This window comes from Labrys sp. E2SS-1L, from assembly GCF_057073705.1.
This window is the reverse complement of the sequence record NZ_CP172712.1, coordinates 3720951-3739165: the sequence shown is the minus strand read 5'-3', so window position 1 is coordinate 3739165 and position 18215 is coordinate 3720951. Positions and strand designations below refer to the sequence as shown.

The 18215-nt window shown below is 62.3% G+C and carries 19 protein-coding genes; 14 read left to right on the top strand and 5 right to left on the bottom strand.

The genetic code is table 11. The features are described 5' to 3' along the window. Positions 1–231 precede the first annotated feature (231 nt). The 3 genes from ACIGJE_RS17325 to ACIGJE_RS17315 all read right to left on the bottom strand — a co-directional run bounded on the left by ACIGJE_RS17325 (position 232) and on the right by ACIGJE_RS17315 (position 2839). Positions 232–975, bottom strand: coding sequence for a class I SAM-dependent methyltransferase (locus ACIGJE_RS17325; protein WP_415081175.1), 744 nt, complete (start codon positions 973–975; stop codon positions 232–234). A 31-nt stretch (positions 976–1006) separates the two neighbouring features. Continuing rightward, positions 1007–1981 carry a quinone oxidoreductase family protein gene (locus ACIGJE_RS17320; RefSeq protein WP_311938456.1) on the bottom strand — a complete coding sequence of 325 codons (975 nt, stop codon included), beginning with the start codon at positions 1979–1981 and terminating at the stop codon, positions 1007–1009. 87 nt (positions 1982–2068) lie between these two features. Continuing rightward, the gene (locus ACIGJE_RS17315) at positions 2069–2839 is read right to left on the bottom strand and encodes a CDP-alcohol phosphatidyltransferase family protein (protein WP_483678171.1); all 771 of its coding nucleotides are present in this window, start codon (positions 2837–2839) and stop codon (positions 2069–2071) included. Between ACIGJE_RS17315 and ACIGJE_RS17310 the strand changes: the two genes are divergently transcribed. Further along, the gene (locus ACIGJE_RS17310; RefSeq protein ID WP_311938452.1) at positions 2830–4044 is read left to right on the top strand and encodes a TerC family protein; all 1215 of its coding nucleotides are present in this window, start codon (positions 2830–2832) and stop codon (positions 4042–4044) included. The two genes, ACIGJE_RS17315 and ACIGJE_RS17310, sit on opposite strands and share 10 nt — an antisense overlap. Positions 4045–4049: 5 nt before the next feature. Here ACIGJE_RS17310 and ACIGJE_RS17305 read toward each other — a convergent pair whose 3' ends face one another. Then, positions 4050–4967 carry a LysR family transcriptional regulator gene (locus ACIGJE_RS17305; RefSeq protein WP_483678169.1) on the bottom strand — a complete coding sequence of 306 codons (918 nt, stop codon included), beginning with the start codon at positions 4965–4967 and terminating at the stop codon, positions 4050–4052. A 120-nt stretch (positions 4968–5087) separates the two neighbouring features. Here ACIGJE_RS17305 and ACIGJE_RS17300 point away from each other — a divergent pair, with 120 nt between their 5' ends. The 9 genes from ACIGJE_RS17300 (at position 5088) to ACIGJE_RS17260 (ending at position 12957) form a co-directional block, all read left to right on the top strand. Continuing rightward, positions 5088–5801 (top strand): SDR family oxidoreductase, encoded by a 714-nt coding sequence (locus ACIGJE_RS17300; protein WP_483678167.1) that lies wholly within the window; start codon positions 5088–5090, stop codon positions 5799–5801. 226 nt (positions 5802–6027) lie between these two features. Continuing rightward, on the top strand, positions 6028–6489 hold the full coding sequence (rpsF, locus tag ACIGJE_RS17295) for a 30S ribosomal protein S6 (RefSeq protein ID WP_311938446.1): 462 nt from the start codon (positions 6028–6030) through the stop codon (positions 6487–6489). Positions 6490–6491: 2 nt separating this feature from the next. Continuing rightward, a complete protein-coding gene (rpsR, locus tag ACIGJE_RS17290) occupies positions 6492–6731 on the top strand; it encodes a 30S ribosomal protein S18 (RefSeq protein ID WP_068295067.1) in 240 nt (79 codons plus the stop codon). 125 nt (positions 6732–6856) lie between these two features. Next, a complete protein-coding gene (locus ACIGJE_RS17285) occupies positions 6857–7861 on the top strand; it encodes a YybS family protein (RefSeq protein ID WP_367622726.1) in 1005 nt (334 codons plus the stop codon). A 19-nt stretch (positions 7862–7880) separates the two neighbouring features. Beyond that, on the top strand, positions 7881–8453 hold the full coding sequence (rplI, locus tag ACIGJE_RS17280; protein ID WP_311938441.1) for a 50S ribosomal protein L9: 573 nt from the start codon (positions 7881–7883) through the stop codon (positions 8451–8453). Positions 8454–8607: 154 nt separating this feature from the next. Further along, positions 8608–10113, top strand: a complete 1506-nt coding sequence (locus ACIGJE_RS17275; RefSeq protein ID WP_311938439.1) for a replicative DNA helicase — start codon at positions 8608–8610, stop codon at positions 10111–10113. 75 nt (positions 10114–10188) lie between these two features. Then, positions 10189–11295, top strand: coding sequence for an alanine racemase (gene alr, locus ACIGJE_RS17270; RefSeq protein WP_483678165.1), 1107 nt, complete (start codon positions 10189–10191; stop codon positions 11293–11295). 56 nt (positions 11296–11351) lie between these two features. After that, positions 11352–11738 (top strand): VOC family protein, encoded by a 387-nt coding sequence (locus ACIGJE_RS17265; protein WP_311938435.1) that lies wholly within the window; start codon positions 11352–11354, stop codon positions 11736–11738. 214 nt (positions 11739–11952) lie between these two features. After that, positions 11953–12957, top strand: coding sequence for a sterol desaturase family protein (locus ACIGJE_RS17260; protein WP_367622725.1), 1005 nt, complete (start codon positions 11953–11955; stop codon positions 12955–12957). A 40-nt stretch (positions 12958–12997) separates the two neighbouring features. Here ACIGJE_RS17260 and ACIGJE_RS17255 read toward each other — a convergent pair whose 3' ends face one another. Then, entirely contained in the window at positions 12998–13312 is a 315-nt protein-coding gene (locus ACIGJE_RS17255; protein ID WP_311938431.1) for a polyhydroxyalkanoic acid system family protein, read from the bottom strand. 211 nt (positions 13313–13523) lie between these two features. Between ACIGJE_RS17255 and radA the strand changes: the two genes are divergently transcribed. From radA to ACIGJE_RS17235, 4 genes are all read left to right on the top strand, one after another. Beyond that, positions 13524–14933 (top strand): DNA repair protein RadA, encoded by a 1410-nt coding sequence (gene radA / locus ACIGJE_RS17250; protein WP_311938429.1) that lies wholly within the window; start codon positions 13524–13526, stop codon positions 14931–14933. A gap of 181 nt (positions 14934–15114) precedes the next feature. After that, positions 15115–15753 (top strand): CvpA family protein, encoded by a 639-nt coding sequence (locus ACIGJE_RS17245; protein WP_311938427.1) that lies wholly within the window; start codon positions 15115–15117, stop codon positions 15751–15753. Between the two features lie 142 nt (positions 15754–15895). Further along, complete coding sequence (purF, locus tag ACIGJE_RS17240) at positions 15896–17359, top strand: amidophosphoribosyltransferase (protein WP_311938426.1); 1464 nt, start codon at positions 15896–15898, stop codon at positions 17357–17359. A gap of 61 nt (positions 17360–17420) precedes the next feature. Next, on the top strand, positions 17421–18161 hold the full coding sequence (locus ACIGJE_RS17235) for an SDR family NAD(P)-dependent oxidoreductase (protein WP_483678161.1): 741 nt from the start codon (positions 17421–17423) through the stop codon (positions 18159–18161). Positions 18162–18215 lie beyond the last annotated feature (54 nt).

Here is an 18215-nt window from a genome sequence, read left to right as displayed (position 1 = left end):
TTGTTTCGACGCATCTTTGCGATTTGAAGTCGTCCGTTCAAATCGCAAAACGCTTTGGCGACTCTCAGTGATTCCATTAAATCGCCAAACGCTTTAGCCCATTCCGCCCCCCGGTGCCACCCTGGCGCTCCCTGTGCCAACAGCATTCTTCGATTTGTCTTTCAAAGGGTTATTCGTGACTCTTACCGAATGCTCTGGAGCTGAAAAACATGGCATGCATGAGGCGAGCGGCTATGAAGGTGGAAGCATCCGCCCGGTTGGCTTGCGCCCACATACGCCGGTTGCGCATCCGTAAAAGAACTTCCGGTAGCTCACCTGCAGGCCTTCCGCCTCCAGCATTCGGGCGAAGGCGGAAGCGTCGCCGAAATTGGTGCTGTAGGTGCCGATCATGGCGAAGTCCTGTGCTCCCTTCAGCAGGAAGCGCTCGATCATGGGCAGCACTATCTTGAGATGGAACAGATAGAGCGGTCGGAGCCACCATCCCTTGGGATCGGAAGCTTCGATCAGCGAGAAACTGCCGCCCGGCTTGAGGCAGCGGGCGATAAGGGCCGCGAGCTTGCGATGCTGGGTCGGGTTGAACGTCTTCAGGCCGAAGGTCGAAATCACGAAATCCGCGCCGCCGTCGGGCAGAGTGCTGGAGAGCACGTCGTCCTCGATGAAGGCGATCTTGTGGGCTCGATGTGCATGAAGGCGGGTCATGGCGCGCTGATGCATGCCCGTTGAAATGTCGACGGCGACGATGCCGGCAATCGCCGGATAGCGTTTCAAGAGATGGGGCCAGACCTCGCCGGTGCCAGCCATGAGATCATAACCCGTGGCAGCCGGGGCCTCTGGTGCCGGCAGCGCCTCGACGCATTGCCGGCGCCAGCGCTCGGTGAAGCCGAGCGAGCACCAGGTGCTGAACGCGATATATCTATCGGAACAGCGATCGAAGACGCCTTTCACGAATTGAGGGTCGTAGATGTCTTCGGCCATGCGCCACCGTAACGGAAGTCTCGTGACGCGCTTAGGGCAGCAGGATCGAGGATCCCGTCGTACCCCGCCCTTCAAGGTCCTCATGCGCCTTGCGGGCATCCTTGAGCGGATAGCGCTGGTTGACGGGGATCTTGACCTTGCCGGAGGCGACCGTCTCGAACAGGTCGCTGGCCGTCGCCAGAAGGTCGGCGCGCTCGGCGACATAGGTCCCCAGCGTCGGGCGGGTGGCGAAGAGCGAGCCCTTCTGGGACAGGAGCAGCATCGGAACAGGCTCGACGGGGCCAGAGGCATTGCCGAAGGAGACCCACATGCCGAGCGGCCTCAGGCAGTCGAGCGAACCGGGGAAGGTATCCTTGCCGACGCCGTCATAGACCACCTCGCATTTGCGGCCATCGGTGATCTCGGCGACGCGCCTCACCCAGTCCTCGCTGCGATAGAGAATGGTATGGTCGGCGCCGTTGGCGCGCGCCAGGGCCGCCTTTTCCTCCGAACCCACCGTGCCGATTACCGTTGCCCCCAGCGCCTTGGCCCATTGGCAAAGGATCAGCCCGACACCGCCCGCAGCCGCATGCACCAGGACTGTCTGGCCGGTCGCGACCTTGAAAGTGCGCCGGATCAGATATTGTGCCGTCATGCCCTTGAGCATCATGCCGGCGGCCTGCTCGTAGGAAATCGCGTCCGGCAGCGGCACGAGCCGGTTGGCGGGATAGGTGCGCTCCGCGGCATAGCTGCCGATCGCACCGGCATAGGCCACACGGTCACCGGGCTTGAACTCGGTCACGCCCTCGCCGACAGCGACCACTTCTCCCGCCCCCTCCGCGCCGAGTGTGAAAGGCAGGGATGGCGCCTTGTAGAGGCCGGAGCGGTAATAGGTATCGATATAGTTCACGCCGCAGGCATGCTGACGGATCAGGACCTCGCCGGGTGCCGGCAGCGGCGTCGCGACTTCCTCATAAGTCAAAACCTCGGGGCCGCCGGTCTGGTGAACGCGAATGGCTGCGGGCATGGCAAATACCTGTCGTTGAAATCAAGTCGTGTCGGAATGCAGAATTCGGCTCAGATGGAAAACGCTCGATATTAGAGCGCCCAGGGCTCACTCGGCAATGCGGCCTTGGGGTGGTGCCGTGCGGAAATATCCGAGAATCAGGAAATAGACGCCGATGATACAAAGCGCCCAGGTGACCCAGGGGGCCGGATCGACATTCTCCCAGATCGCCTTGATCGCCAGAACCGACCATACCACCAGCAGGATCAGGGTGGGCATGCGCAGTTTGGCCACCCGCAGCGGGTGCACGAAAACGAAGGATGCGAAGGTCATCAGGCCGAGTGCCAGAACCACCAGGAAGATGGCCGTCATGGAGAGGATCGTCGGTTCGGCCGGGCTGAGCAGGAAGAAATAGAACACGATCAGGTTCCACACCGCCGGGAAGCCTTTGAACCAGGCGTCTTCCGTCTTCATCTCGTTGTCGGCGAAATACATCGCGCTGGTGAGAAGGATCACCGCCATGGCGATGAGGTTGAGCGCATTGCTCGAACCGCCGAGCATGCCCGAACTGTAGAGGGCATAGGCGGGAACGATGACATAGGTCAGATAGTCGATGATCAGATCGAGGGCGACGCCCGACCAGCGGGGCGAGGCTTCGGTGATATTGATCTTGCGGGCGATCGTGCCGTCGATGCCATCAACGAACAAGGCAAGCGCCAGCCAGGCGAACATCGTGCGCCAATCGTGCTGGACAGCCGCTATCAGGGCAAGAAAACCCCACAGCACACCGCTGGCCGTAAACAAATGCACACCGAAAGCCAGCCGCTTCTGCTGCGGGGTTATCGGATTGCCGGAAGGTATAGGAGGTGATGAAGCCAACGCTGCTCGGATTCTCTACTGAAGGAGCGTCATCATATCGCCACATAACCCCGGCGCTAGAATATTTTCGCCTCCAGGCCCGGGTGCCCACAAGAACGTCCGCGTTGCTACGGCTGTCCGCCGCGCAATCTCGAAGGATGCGCGGGGCGGTTGACACATCCCCTCCCCGGCACCATCACTGCACGAACCACCCACATCGCCGAGCCGGAAGCCGAAAAACGAGCGCGCGATCCATGGAATGGTCCGGACTATCTCTGGCATCCGACGACATGCTCGGAGCGCCGCCGTGGTTCTGGGCGATCTTCGCATCGTCCATCACCGCCATTCTCATCTTCGATCTGGGCTATCTCAATCGCCGCATTCCAGTGCTGTCGCTCGGCCAGTCGATTGTCTTGACGGCGGCCTATGCCGTGCTGGCCGCCATGTTCGGTTGCGGCGCATGGCTGTATTTCGGGCCGGAAAAAGGATCACTGTTCTTCACCGCCTATGCGCTCGAGCAGTCGCTTTCGATCGACAATGTCTTCGTGATGTCGGTGATCTTCGCCTTTTTTGGCGTGCCTCGCCAATATCAGCATCGCGTGCTGTTCTGGGGGATCGTCGTCGCCATCGTCCTCAGGGGTGTCTTCGTCGGCCTGGGCGCGGCGATCGTGGCGCGGTTTGCCTGGGTGCTCTATCTGTTCGGCTTCTTCCTGATCGTGACCGGACTGCGCATGCTGCGCGGCGTCGACGATCGGCTGGACCTCGACCAGAACAGGGCGGTTGCCTGGTTCATGCGCCATTTGCGCATGACGACGAGGATCGAGGGCGAGCACTTCTTTGTTCGTCTGCCGGGCGGCGACGGCAAGCCCGTCCTGTACGCGACGCCCCTGTTCGCCGCCTTTTCGGTGATCAACGTGGCTGACATCGTCTTCGCCGTAGACAGCGTGCCGGCGGTACTGTCCCAGACGCAGGATCCCTTCATCGTCTACACCTCGAACATCTTCGCCGTTCTTGGTCTGCGGGCCCTGTATTTCGTCATCGACGCGCTCATCGCCAAATTTCGGTATCTGAAGGTCGCGTTGGCGGCGCTGCTGGTTTTTATCGGCGTCGTGATTTTTTACGAACGCCTCATCGGCGAGTTCGACAATGTGCTGACCATGGCGATCACTTTCGCAACGCTGGCGATCGCCATCCTCGCCTCGATCCTGACATCCGCGAAAACCTGATCGCATCAATAGGATCGGGCGGTGCCGCGTCCGTAGAGGTGCTCGAATTGCGCAATCAGCCAGGCAAGGCCGGCGTCGGCATCGCTGATGGCCGTCCATAGCAGGCTGACTTGCGTGGTCAGGCTTTCGAAGGGCAGGCTGGCGGTTGAAAGCTGCAAGGTTTCTGCCCAGGCATCGGCGACAAAGGACGGCACAGTGGCGAAAGCGGCCATCTGCCGGACGATCAGAGGATTGGTCGCAAAGTTCCGGCTGGCGAACAGCACGTTGCGTCTATGCCCCAGCCCTTCGAGTTTTTCGTCGATGAAGCCATGCAATTCGCCGCTGAAGGAAGTCAGCAGGTGCGGATAGGCCAGATAGTCCTCCAATGTGAGACGGCCGCCGGGCAAGGCGATGTGGCGGGGATCGAAGACGCAGACGAAGGTCCAGTCGAACAAGGCCTGGCCTCGATGCCAGGTGGACGCCTCGTCGAAGACGCCGATCGCGAGATCGATTTCGCCCGCGTCCAGCATGGACGAAGCGCGCGTTCGATCCGTGAAGGAGGATATCAGCCTGATGCCGGGCGCCGTGCGCGCGCATTGCTGGACCAGCTTGGGCATCAAGGCCACTTCGAGGGCGTCGCTGAGCCCGATGTGAAAGACCCGTTCGGCCGTGCCCGGATCGAAACTGGGTTTGCGGCGAAGAGCCTGCTGGAGGGAGAGCAGCAAGGGATCGATCGCGCCGGCGAGTTCGACGGCGCGCGGCGTGGGCGCCATGCCCTGTCGCGTGCGAACGAACAATTCATCGCCGAAGGCCGACCGCAATCTTTTGAGTGCGCCGCTGAGCGCCGGCTGGCCGATGAACAGCCGTTCGGCGGCGCGGGTGACGTTGCGCTCCGCCATAAGAGCATGGAAGGCCAGGAGAAGATTGAGATCCAGCCTCCTCAAATCACTATCGATGATAGACATCATAAATCCAAACGATTTGAATGATAATCGAGCAATTCCTAGGCTTGTGCACGAAACGAGGCAAGGCGAACCGGGCCTCGCAGCACTGGAGAGCAAGCCATGGAACGCAGCAGGCAAAAGGTCATCGTCATCGGTGGTTCGTCGGGCATCGGGCTCGCCACCGCACTTCGCCTGAGCCTTGCCGGGGCCGAGGTTGTCGCCACCGGGCGCGACCTTGCCAAGTTGCGGGCGGCCACGGCCGGTCATGCCATCGAGATTGCGGCCTTCGATGCTCGAGAGCGCAGCGCACTTGACCAGTTTTTCGATCGGATGGGACCCATCGACCACCTGATCCTGGCTCTGAGTGGTGGCCAGGGGGCCGGTCTCCTGGCCGAGCTCGACCTTCAAAGCCTGAGAGCCGGTTTCGAGGAGAAGTTCTGGCCGCAGATCCAGGCGGCGCAGGCAGGAGCTGCCCATCTACGGGCGGGAGGCAGCATCACCTTCATCACGGCGATCTCTGCCCGCATCGCCCGACCGGGGACCGCCGGCCTCGGCGCCATCAATGGGGCCATAGAAGCCATGATCGGCAGCCTCGCGCGTGAGTTGAAGCCGAGTCGTGTCAACGCCGTCTCCCCCGGCGTGGTCGATACCCCCTGGTGGGATCGGTTTCCCGCGAGCTTCAGGGACGATCTCTTCCGCGAACAGCGGGAGATCCTGCCGGTCGGCCGGGTCGGACACGCCGACGAGGTCGCCCATGCCGTTCAATTCCTGGTCGAGAACGGCTATGTCACCGGCACCGTGATCGCATGCGACGGCGGCCTGCATCTAGTATAGACAACTTAGTCCTTGCGCTGATGCGGCAAACTCTGTATGGACCCGGCTTCGCTTTGGCCGGAGGCTGAACGGATGGCTGCGCTTGCGCAGTGGAACCCCAGGGTTCCGGCATCCCGTGTCTTCGCCCTCTTAAGACATTCCTCGACGGCCTGCCGGGTCACGAGGGGCTTCGCGCCAGGCGAACGTGACAACCACGACGCGTTGTAACCAAAGGACAGGCCATCTCATGCCGAATTACGAGCATGTCTTCCTGGCTCGCCAAGACGTGACCTCCCAGCAGGTCGAAGCGCTGACCGCCCAGTTCAAGGGCGTCATCGAAGCGCATGGCGGCACCGTCGGCAAGACCGAATATTGGGGCGTAAAGTCCCTGCAGTATCGCATCAAGAAGAACCGCAAGGCTCACTTCACGCTGCTGAACATCACCGCGCCGCATGCGGCCGTGGCTGAAGTCGAGCGCCAGATGTCGATCTCCGAAGACATCCTGCGCTTCCTCACCCTTTCCGTCGACGAGCTCGAGGAAGGCCAGTCGGCGATGCTGCGCAAGTCCGACCGCGACGAGCGTCGCGATGACGACCGTGGCTTCGGCTTCGGTGGCGGCCGTGGCGGCCCCCGCTCCGGCGGCAATGATCGCCCCCCGCGCCGTGAGCGCTTCGAAGGCGCTTCTGAAGAGCAGCAGGGAGAAGAGTAATCATGGCTACCGCACCTGGACGCCGCCCCTTCTTCCGTCGCCGCAAGACCTGCCCGTTCTCGGGCCCGAACGCGCCGAAGATCGACTACAAGGACGTCAAGCTCCTGCAGCGCTACATTTCCGAGCGCGGCAAGATCGTTCCTTCCCGTATCACTGCGGTTTCGGCCAAGAAGCAGCGCGAGCTGGCTCAGGCCATCAAGCGCGCCCGCTTCCTGGGCCTGCTGCCTTACGTGATCGGCTGATGATTCTGCGGCGAGGCGCTTTCGTGCCTCGCCGCCTATCTCCAACGACAGTCAGCCGGACAATCCGGCCATGGCTGGGGTCTTCACCGCAAGGCCTCTAACCGCGACAGCGGGACAGCTCGACGATGCAACGCGATATTCCCATCGGCCTTGGTGCCGGCCTTGCTGCAGCCATCCTGGCGCTCGCTCCCCTGAGCGGCTCGGGTTTTGGCATCTTGCTCTCGGTCCTGTCCGCGTTGCCGATTACCCTGGCCACGCTGTGCTGGGGATACCGCGCCGGCCTTGCCGCCGCCGTCTCTGCCATGGCAGTGCTGGCTCTGGTCGCATCGGGCGTTGCCGCCCAATCCCCCGATTCCTCCCCACTCCGCCTCGCCCTGCAGTTCGGTGTTTCCCGAGCCTTGCCGGCCTGGGGGCTGGCTTATCTCGCCGTTGCCGGCTATGGCGACAGTGCGATCGATCGTGCGCCCCTCTCGCTTGGCACCTTGGCGGTCGTCGCTGCGGTGCTGGGAATGGCAGGGACCCTTTTCGGCATTCTCGCACTCGGCTCGACGCCTGAACAGGCGCTGGCCAATCTGCGCACCGAACTCATGCAGGCCTATCGCATCATGATGGGCGGATCGAAGGATCAACCGATTCCCGCCAAGGACGGCGTTGATCCGGAGGCGTTCCTGCAGGTCTTCAGCGTGATCCTGCTGCCGCTCGCCGCCTTGTTCACCACGGTGTCCAATCTCGGCGGCCTGTGGCTGTCGGCGCGCATTGCCCTGATCTCGGGCCGCCTGCCCCGCCCCTGGCCCGACGTCGCGGCGGAACTCCGCCTGCCGACCTGGTCGCTGGGCCTGTTGGCGATTGCCTGTGCCGTCTCGCTGCTTCCCGGCACGGTCGGCTTTGCCGGGCAGTTGCTGCTGGCAGCGCTGCTCGGTGCCTTCCTGATCCAGGGATTTGCGGCGGTGCATGTCCTTACGCGTGGCGGCGCCATGCGTCCTCTGATCCTGGCCGTGACCTATCTGCTGTGCGTGTTCCTGTCCTGGATCGCGATGCCGCTGATGATCGTGTTCGGCCTGGTCGAGACTTTCTTCAATCTGCGCGGCCGCTTTGGCGACCGTTCCAATACCCCCAGTACCCCCCGATAGACGAACAAAGGAGACAAACATGGAAGTCATTCTGCTGGAGCGCGTTTCCAAGCTTGGCCAGATGGGCGAGACGGTGAAGGTGAAGGACGGCTATGCCCGTAACTTCCTGCTGCCCAACAACAAGGCCCTGCGCGCCACCAAGGCCAACAAGGAGCGCTTCGAGAAGGAGCGCGTGCAGCTCGAAGCCCGCAACCTCGAGCTCAAGAAGGAAGCCGAAGCCGTCGCCGCCAAGCTGGAAGGCCAGACCTTCACGCTGATCCGCCAGGCCGGCGAGACCGGCCAGCTCTATGGTTCGGTCACGGCCCGCGATCTTGCCGAGACCTCGACCACCGGCGGCTTCACCGTGGCTCGTTCGCAGTTCGTGCTGAACACCCCGATCAAGACCATCGGCTTGCACAAGGTGCTCGTCCACCTGCATCCGGAAGTGGAAGTCACCGTCACCGCCAACATCGCCCGCTCGCCCGAAGAAGCCGAGCGCCAGATCCGTGGCGAGGACGTGCTGGCCCCGCAGGACGACGAGGACACCTTCGAGAACCCCGAGGACATCGAGATCCCCGGCGTTCCCGGCACCGGCGAGCAGCCCGAGGTCTGATTCTCGGTCCTTTGACACGATCAAGAGCCGGGCGCTTGTCGCCCGGCTTTTATTTTGCCCGGTTGTGAATCACTGTGAATTGCCGATCGAAGGCCAAGGGCCCCCGCGAGCGTGCTAAGCTTGCCGCCCGACGAATCACGATCCCAAGAGCCTGATGTCCACACCTGTCGAAGCCACCGTACACAAGCTTGAGACCGGCCAAGCCGTGACCTTTCGGCAGGCCCCCAGCAATGTCGAGGCCGAGCAGGCCCTGCTCGGCGCTATTCTCGTCAACAACGAGGCATTCTACCGGGTTTCCGACTTCCTGCTGCCCGAGCATTTCTTCGATCCCTTCCATCGCAGGATCTACGAAATCGCCTCGAGCCTGGTGCGGGCCGGCAAGATGGCGACGCCTATCACGCTGAAGACCTTTCTCGGGCCGGACCAGGACATTGGCGGGCTCACCACCCAGCAATATCTCATTCGCCTCGCCACCGAGGCCACCACGGTGATCAACGCGGCCGACTATGGCCAGATCATCTATGATCTCGCGCTCCGGCGCTCCCTGATCCAGGTCGGGGAAGAACTGGTCAACGTCGCCTATGACGCTCCCGTCGACATGACGCCCGGCGATCAGATCGAGGAGGCCGAGCGCCGGCTGTTCGCACTGGCCGAAACCGGGCGCAACGAAGGCGGGTTCGCGACCTTCTCGGACGCGCTGAAGGATGCCATCGACATGGCTTCCGCCGCCTATCAGCGCGATGGGCAGTTGTCGGGGCTTGCCACCGGTCTAGACGATCTGGACCGCATGATGGGCGGCCTGCAGCCGTCCGACCTTATCGTCCTCGCCGGGCGCCCGGGCATGGGCAAGACGTCGCTCGCCACCAATATCGCCTACAACATCGCCAAGAACTACAAGTTCGAGATCCAGCCCGACGGTTCTCGCAAGACCATCGATGGTGGTGCGGTCGGCTTCTTCTCGCTGGAAATGTCGGCCGAGCAGCTTGCAACCCGCGTGGTGGCCGAGCAGGCCAACGTGCCCTCCTACAAGATCCGACGCGGCGACCTATCCGAGGACGAGTTCAGTCGTCTCGTCACCGCCAGCCAGGACATGCAGACGACGCCGCTCTATATCGACGACAGCGGCGGCATCTCCATCGCCCAGCTCGTGGCGCGTTCGCGCCGCCTGAAGCGCCAGCGCGGCCTCGATCTCCTGATCGTCGACTACATCCAGCTCCTCACCGGCTCGGGCAAGAAGGGCAGCGAGAACCGCGTGCAGGAAATCACCGAGATCACCACGGGCCTCAAGGCACTGGCCAAGGAGCTGAACGTGCCGCTCATCGGCCTGTCCCAGCTTTCGCGCCAGGTGGAATCGCGTGACGACAAGCGCCCGCAACTGTCGGACCTGCGTGAATCCGGCTCGATCGAGCAGGACGCCGACGTGGTGATGTTCGTCTTCCGCGAGGAATATTACGTGAAGAACAAGATGCCCAAGGAAGGCACCGAGGAGTTCTTCAAGTGGCAGGCCGAGATGGAAAGCCTGGCCGGTGTCGCCGAAGTGATCATCGGCAAGCAGCGCCACGGTCCAACCGGCACCGTGAAGGTTCAGTTCGATGCCGACGTCACCCGTTTCGGCAATCTTGCCCGCACCGATCACTTGCCGATCCAGACCGGCGAGTAGGCGCCGACCATCTTGATGGCGCGATCTTTGCGGTCTCGCCTTCCGCCCGATTCCAACCCGCTCTATGGTCTGCGCATGACCGATTCCCTGCCCCCCGTTTATGCCCGCCTGACCATCGACACCGACGCCCTCGCCGCGAATTGGCGGCGCTGTGGGCAGCAGCGGCCCAAGGCCGAATGCGCGGCCGTGGTGAAGGCCGATGGCTATGGGCTGGGCATCGACAATGTCGTACCCGCCCTCAGCCAGGCCGGATGCCGTACCTTCTTCGTCGCCCAGATCGACGAGGGCATTCGCGTGCGCAAGCTTGCCCCGGATGCGACGATCTATGTCCTCAGCGGCCTCGCGCCCGGCCATGGCGACAGGTTTGCCGCGAATGCCCTGCGGCCGGCCCTGGGCTCGCGCGAGGAGCTGCAAGAATGGTCCGCCTTCGTTGCCGCCACCGGCTGGCAGGGAGGCGCTGCCTTGCATGTGGATACCGGCATGTCCCGGCTCGGGCTGCGCGTGGATGAAGCCCGTGCCTTGGTCGCAGAGGGAGAGCTCTTCAAGCCTTCCTTGCTGATGAGCCACCTCGCTTGCGCCGACACGCCCGAACACCCACTCAATACCCGGCAGTTCGAGGCTTTTACCAGCGTCAGGTCGCTCTATCCGGATGTGCCCGCCTCCCTCTGCAATTCCTACGGCACCTTCCTGCCGGCAGAGATCGGCTACGATCTGCTGCGCCCAGGCGTGGCGTTGTACGGCTCCAACCCCCTGCCGGGTCAACCCAATCCGATGCAGTCGGTCATCACCCTTTCAGCCCAGGTCCTGCAGGTTCGCAGCGTGCTGCCGGGCGAATATGTCGGCTATGGTGCGACCTGGACGAGCCGGCAGCCCGCCCGCATCGCCATGGTGGCCATCGGCTATGCCGACGGCTACATGCGTTCGGGCTCCTCCTCCGACGATTTCGACTCGGCGCTGGCTTATGTCGCCGGCAAATACTGCCTGATCGCCGGACGCATCTCGATGGACATGACGGCGATCGACGTGACGGATCTGCCGGCGGGCACTGTGAAACGGGGCGATTGGGTCGAACTGATCGGGCCGCATCTGCCGGTCGACGAGGTAGCGCGCCGTGCCGGTACCATCGGCTATGAGATACTCACCAGCCTGGGTACGCGTTATGATCGGCACTTGGCGGTCTAGGCGATAGCGCCTGCCCTTGCCGCCGGTCACCACAGGCGCTGCTCGGGAAGAATGCAATGATCGACCATTTCGGCTTTCCGGTTCGTGATTATCGACATTCCCGTGCCTTCTACGACCGGGTTCTCGCACCGCTCGGCTATTCGGTGCAAAAGGAAGTCACGCGGGAGATGACCGGCAGCAGCGCCCATTGCGGCTATGGTGCGGATGGGCGGCCCCAGTTCTGGATTGGGGATGGCGACACCCGGGAAGGCAGCTTCCACATTGCCTTCGCTGCGAAAGACAGGAAGGCGGTGGATGCCTTTTATGCCGCCGCATTGGCCGCCGGTGCGCGCGACAACGGCGCACCAGGAATTCGGGCCCACTACCATCCCAACTACTATGCAGCCTTCGTGCTCGATCCGGATGGCCATAATATCGAGGCGGTCTGCCACCTGCCGGGCTGACGGGAGCTCTTCCTCGGCGGTCCGGGGAAGGTCGCTGCCCTTGACCTTCGTTTCACCCATGCATCGTGTTGACTGAGCTTATTTCTCTACGAGATTGTTCCCGGGGGGCTCGATTTCGCCGACGATGTTGACTTTCATCGCCGTCTTTGACAATCGAGATTTTGCGGTTTGCTGCTCTTGATTTCTCATTTGAGAGCTTACGGAAAGTAATCTCATGCCGATCGTTTCGGATGTCATCGCTGCTGTTACTGATTTTGCGATGGCACGCATCAATATATTGTTGATGATGGCAACATTCGTATCGGGTGGTGTGTTTGCTTTCTTGTTCTTGCTGACAGATGCGAGCGCCAGTCGAAATATTCGAGGGTTTCTTCGCTTTTTTATGCCTGCTTCGGGATGGCTTAGCCACTCGACGAAAATCGACGTTCTCCTCTACTTCGTTATCAAATTCTCTTTTCGATGGGTGGCTCTTTTCGCAGCGATCCTGACCACGTTCCTGGCGGAAAAAGCCGGGGTGGCGTTGAGTGCCTGGTTCCAGTTCGATCAGAAGTTGCAAGCTGGGCCGGTGACGATTGTCATATTATGTATAATTATGTTCATGTTTTCCGATCTTGGAGAGTTCATAAGTCATTATACCCAGCACAAGAATCGTTATCTTTGGGAATTCCATAAGGTTCATCATTCGGCGACCTTCCTGACGCCACTTACCGCCTCGCGGGTGCATCCGGTAGGCGTACTTCTCGATGCCGTATTCATCGGCGTATGCCGTGTCATCCCGGTCACCTTGATCGTATTCTTCTACGGTTTTTCCATCGTCGAGCTCCTGGCGATGCAGGCGAGCGCATCGCTGGTCTTCTCGCTGCTGACATTGGGCACGCTCCAGCACACGCATTTTTCCATCAGCTTCGGGATCCTGGACCGCATCTTCATCAGTCCCCGCATGCATCAGGTCCATCACAGCGTGGCCCGCAAGCACTGGGACAAGAATATGGGTTCGAGATTGTCGATCTGGGACTGGATCGCCGGCACGGCCTATCTGGCGACGCGGGATGAAGTGCACAAATACGGCATCGGCACGGTGGAGGACGAGCGCGGCGACTATCAGAGGATCTGGTGGTGTTTCCTCGGCCCGATCGTGAAATGCACTGTCGCCCTACGGCGCACCGTCGCACGCACGAAGCGTATGATTCTGCATCCGGAGCGAGCCGGCGGCGAATGATGCCGCCGCCCCGGAATGCGTTCGGGCATCGCTCTGCGGGTTAAGTCTTGTGATCCAGCAACACCTGGCCGCGCTGTTGTATCAGCGTAGTGACCTTGTCAGCCAGCATGGTCAGGAAGATCGGCAGCAGGATGCTCACCGTCACCGTGTCGTCGCCGACGTCGACGCTACCCGAAATGGTCTGCTTGAACACGCTCAGGCGGCATTCGAACCTATCGCCGTTCCAATTCTCCTCGAGCGCCGTGAATTGCCCGGCATAGCTGTCGCGCAATTGCGCAATGCCATCCTCGATGCGCTTGCGGGCGGCGGCACGGCCAAGGCTGTGGGGAATGGTGACGGTCAGCGGGCGCGACATGGACTGTTCCAGGGGGGCATGATTGCCCAGATATAGGTTGTGGCTCGGCGTGCCTGCAAGGGGCGGTGGTTCCTGGTCTGTGGGTTGAACTCGCTCGCTCGGCGGGCAATTCATCGCCGAGAATTTCGTGGCACGCGTCAAGCCTCGTGATTGTGGCCCGGGCCGGTCTGTCGGATTTGATCAGACTCGACCCGCCCGCTAGAAGGGCGTCATGGCCAAACGAAGCCCCTCCTATGTCTGTCAGAATTGCGGTGCCGCCTATAATCGCTGGCAGGGCAAATGCGATGCCTGCGGCGAGTGGAACTCGATCGCCGAGGAAACCAGCGCCATCGCGGCCGTTCCCGCCTCGCAGCGTCCAAGAGGCCGGGGGCGCGTCTTTGCACTCGAAAGCCTGACGGGATCGACCGACGAAGCACCGCGCCTGGTCTCTGGTATCGGGGAACTCGACAGGGTCACCGGCGGAGGCTTCGTGCGGGGCTCCGTCCTCCTGCTGGGAGGCGACCCAGGCATCGGCAAATCCACCCTTCTGATCCAGGCCTGCGCCGCGCTTGCCAACCGCAACGCCCGGGTCATCTATATATCGGGCGAAGAGGCCGCGGCACAGGTGCGCCTGCGAGCCGAGCGGCTGGGGCTTGCCAGCGCTCCGGTGGAGCTGGCTTCCGAGACTTCGGTCGAGGACATCCTGGCGACCTTCGAGCACGGCCCGCCGCCCCGCCTGGTGGTTATCGATTCGATCCAGACCATGTGGACGGATACGGTCGAATCGGCTCCCGGCACGGTTACGCAGGTGCGCGGCTCGGCGCAGGCGCTGATCCGCTACGCCAAGCGTTCGGGCAGTACCGTCATCCTCGTGGGCCATGTCACCAAGGACGGGCAGATCGCAGGCCCGCGTGTCGTCGAGCATATGGTCGATGCCGTGCTGTCGTTCGAGGGCGATGGCGGGCGTGATTTTCGCATCCTGCGCGGCGTGAAGAACCGTTTCGGCCCCACCGACGAGATCGGCGTGTTCGAGATGACCGGGCTCGGCCTGCGTGAAGTGACCAATCCCTCCGCCTTGTTCCTGTCGGAGCGCGATCTCGGGTCACCGGGCACGGCCGTATTCGGCGGTATGGAGGGCACGAGGCCGCTTCTCGTCGAGATGCAGGCTTTGGTGGCGCCGACGAGCCTGGGCACGCCGCGGCGCGCCGTGGTGGGGTGGGATACCAGCCGCCTGTCCATGGTGCTCGCCGTGCTCGAAGCCCATTGCGGCGTCAAGCTCGGGGGGCACGACGTCTATCTCAACGTGGCCGGCGGCTTGCGCATCCAGGAGCCTGCGGCCGATCTCGCCGTGGCGGCTGCTTTGATCTCCTCCCTCACAGGCGCCCCCCTGCCGGCGGATGCCGTGTATTTCGGCGAAGTCTCACTGTCCGGATCGGTGCGGCCGGTGGCTCACACCGGCCCCCGTTTGAAGGAAGCGGCCAAGCTTGGTTTCCATCGCGCCGTGTGTCCTGTGCCGGGAAACGAGTCGGGCTCGGATAGCGGCATACGCGTGAATGGCGTTGCCTCACTTGCGACACTTGTTGCGGATATTGCCGCCTCTGGTGAAAGCCAAAGGCGGAAATCCACTAAAGTTTCGCCATGAAGCGGGCATTTCCGCCGATTGCGCTGCAGCAAATGGGTGACGCCGTGTCGAACCGTCGTTATAGAAAGGCGCGCGGCCCTGTCTGTCGCGTCGCCTATGCAGGTATTTGCAGTGTTTCCCGGTAAAACCCATTCGTGGGCTTTACCGGGAAACACTGCTTCCAAATCAGGATAGACCGCCAATGCCCGTAACGCTGCTGGATCTGATCGTCATCGGCGTCATGCTGATTTCGGCCCTTCTCGCAATGGTACGAGGCTTCACCCGCGAAGTTCTGGCCATTGCCGCCTGGGCCGCTGCCGCAATAGCCACCTTGTTGCTGTTCTCGCGGGTGCTGCCGCTGGTCACGCCCTATATCAAGAACGATACGCTGGCTCGTATTGCGACAGGTGCCGGCATCTTCCTGCTCGTTCTCCTGATCGCCTCCTTCATTACCATCCGCATCTCCGACATGATCCTCGACAGCCGGATCGGGGCGATCGATCGTACGTTCGGCTTCCTGTTCGGCGCGGCTCGTGGCCTCCTGCTCGCCATCGTCGCCTTCATCTTCTTCAGCTATCTGGTACCGCCCAAGTCGGAACCGACCTGGGTGCAGGATGCCAAATCCCGTCAGCTTTTGGTGTCCGGGCGTGACTGGATCCTCACCCTGCTGCCGAGCGATCCCGAAAACGTGATCCTCAAGCAGTTGCGGGCCAACGAAGTGATCGGGCCTGGTGCCGATACCAACACCAACACGCAGGAGCCGGATCCGGACGCCGCCGGCGCTCCCGCCGCTCCGCAGACCCAGCCGGCAACCCCGGCTCCGGCGGCGCCAGCGCAATGATGCGATTGCATTGCCACAGCAAACTTCCCAGCAGGCATGCTGGAAAAGTCGATCGGTGGTACTATCTCAATGTCGAACGGAGCGGCGAAACCTGGTTTCGGGCCGCTCACCCCTTTTTGGAGAAGAAATCCAAGTGAGCGCCATGGCCCGTGACAACGACGATCTGGATCTCGACGCCGACCGCCTGCGTGAGGAATGCGGTGTGTTCGGCATCTTCGGACACAGCGAGGCCGCGGCGATCACGACCCTCGGCCTCCATGCCCTGCAGCATCGTGGCCAGGAAGCCTGCGGTATCGTCACCTTCGACGGTGCGCGCTACAATTCGGAACGGCGGCTCGGGCTGGTCGGCGACACATTCTCCAAACGGGAGGTCATCGAGCGCCTGCCCGGCTCCCAGGCCATCGGCCACACCCGCTATTCGACGACGGGCGGCACTATCCTGCGCAACGTGCAGCCCCTGTTTGCGGAACTCGAGGGCGGTGGCTTCGCCGTGGCCCATAACGGCAATCTCACCAATGGGCTGACGCTGCGGCGCGAACTGATCGCCCGCGGTTCGATCTTCCAGGCCACCTCGGACAGCGAGGTGATCCTCCATCTGGTCGCACGCTCGACGCGTGAAAAGTTCATCGATCGCTTCATCGACGCCCTGTTCCAGATCGAGGGAGCCTATGCCTTTGTCGGACTGACCAACCATATGCTGGTTGGCGCCCGCGATCCGCTCGGCATTCGCCCCCTGGTGCTGGGCGAACTCGATGGCTGCTACATCCTTGCCTCCGAGACCTGCGCCCTCGACATCATCGGTGCCCGCTTCGTGCGCGACATCGAGAATGGCGAGGTCGTCGTCATCACCAAGGACGGCGTGGAATCGTTGAAGCCCTTCCCGCGCGTGCCTGCCCGCCCCTGCATTTTCGAGTATATCTATTTCGCCCGTCCGGACTCCATCGTTCACGGCCGTAGTGTCTATGCCGTGCGCAAGAGTTTCGGTGCCCAGCTTGCCGCCGAAGCCAGCGTCGAAGCCGATGTGGTGGTACCGGTGCCGGATTCTGGCGTGCCCGCGGCGATCGGCTATGCTCAGGCCGCTGGTCTGCCTTATGAACTCGGCATCATTCGCAACCATTATGTCGGGCGCACTTTCATCCAGCCGACCCAGGCCATTCGTGAAATGGGCGTGCGTATGAAGCACAGCGCCAACCGTTCGGTCATCGAAGGCAAGCGTGTCGTGCTGATCGACGATTCCATCGTGCGTGGCACCACTTCGGTGAAGATCGTGCGCATGATGCGCGATGCCGGCGCCAAGGAAGTGCATTTCCGCATTTCCAGCCCACCCATCACCCATCCCGACTATTACGGCATCGATACGCCCGACAGGGAAAACCTGCTGGCGGCGCGGATGGATCTGGAAGCCATGCGTGCCTATATGGGCGCGGACTCACTGGCCTTCCTGTCGGTCGATGGCGTCTACAAGGCATGCGGCTACGACCAGCGCGACTCTGTCCGCCCGCAGTTCACCGATCATTGCTTCACCGGCGACTATCCGACCTTCCTGACCGATGTGGTGGGAGAAGGTGCCAAGCAGCAGTTCTCCCTGCTCGCCGAAGCAAGCTGACGCGTCCCCACCCCGGTTCGGGGTGGGACATGGCAGACTTTTCCATCCTGTGAGTTTTCCGATGTCCGATCTTCTCAAAGGCCGCCTGGCGCTCGTCACCGGCGCATCGCGCGGCATCGGCCGTGCCACGGCCGTGGCCCTGGCCGAGGCCGGTGCGCATGTCATCGCCGTGGCCCGCACCGTTGGAGCGCTCGAGGATCTCGACGATGAAATCCGCCAGAAGGGCGGCGCCGCGACCCTGGTTCCCCTCGACATCAAGGACGGGGACGGCATCGATCGGCTCGGCTACACCCTGTTCGAGCGCTATGGCAAGCTCGACATCCTGATCGGCAATGCCGGGGCGCTCGGCGCGATCTCCCCCCTTGGCCATATCGAGCCCAAGGATTGGGACAATGTGTTTGCGGTGAACGTCACGGCCAATTGGCGCCTGATCCGCTCCTTCGATCCCCTGCTGCGTAAATCCGATGCCGGACGCGCCATCTTCATCACGTCGGGCACGGCCTGGAAGTCGACGGCCTATTGGGGGCTCTATGCGTCCACCAAGGCGGCCCTCAACTCCTTGGTGGCGACCTATGCTGCCGAGACGGTGAATTCGCCGATCCGGGCCAACCTCTTCTCCCCCGGCCCCGTCCGCACCCATATGCGTGCGGCCGCCATGCCGGGCGAAGATGCCGATACCCTGCCCCACCCCTCCAGCATCGCGCCCTCGATCCTCAAGCTCGCGAGCCCGGATCTTATCGAGACCGGGCAGGTCTACGAGATGCGGCAGGAGCGCTTCCTGAGATTCAAGGCGCCGGAATAATCCTGGGAGCGCGGACACACGTTCGACGACAAGAAGAGGCGGACAAGATGTCCG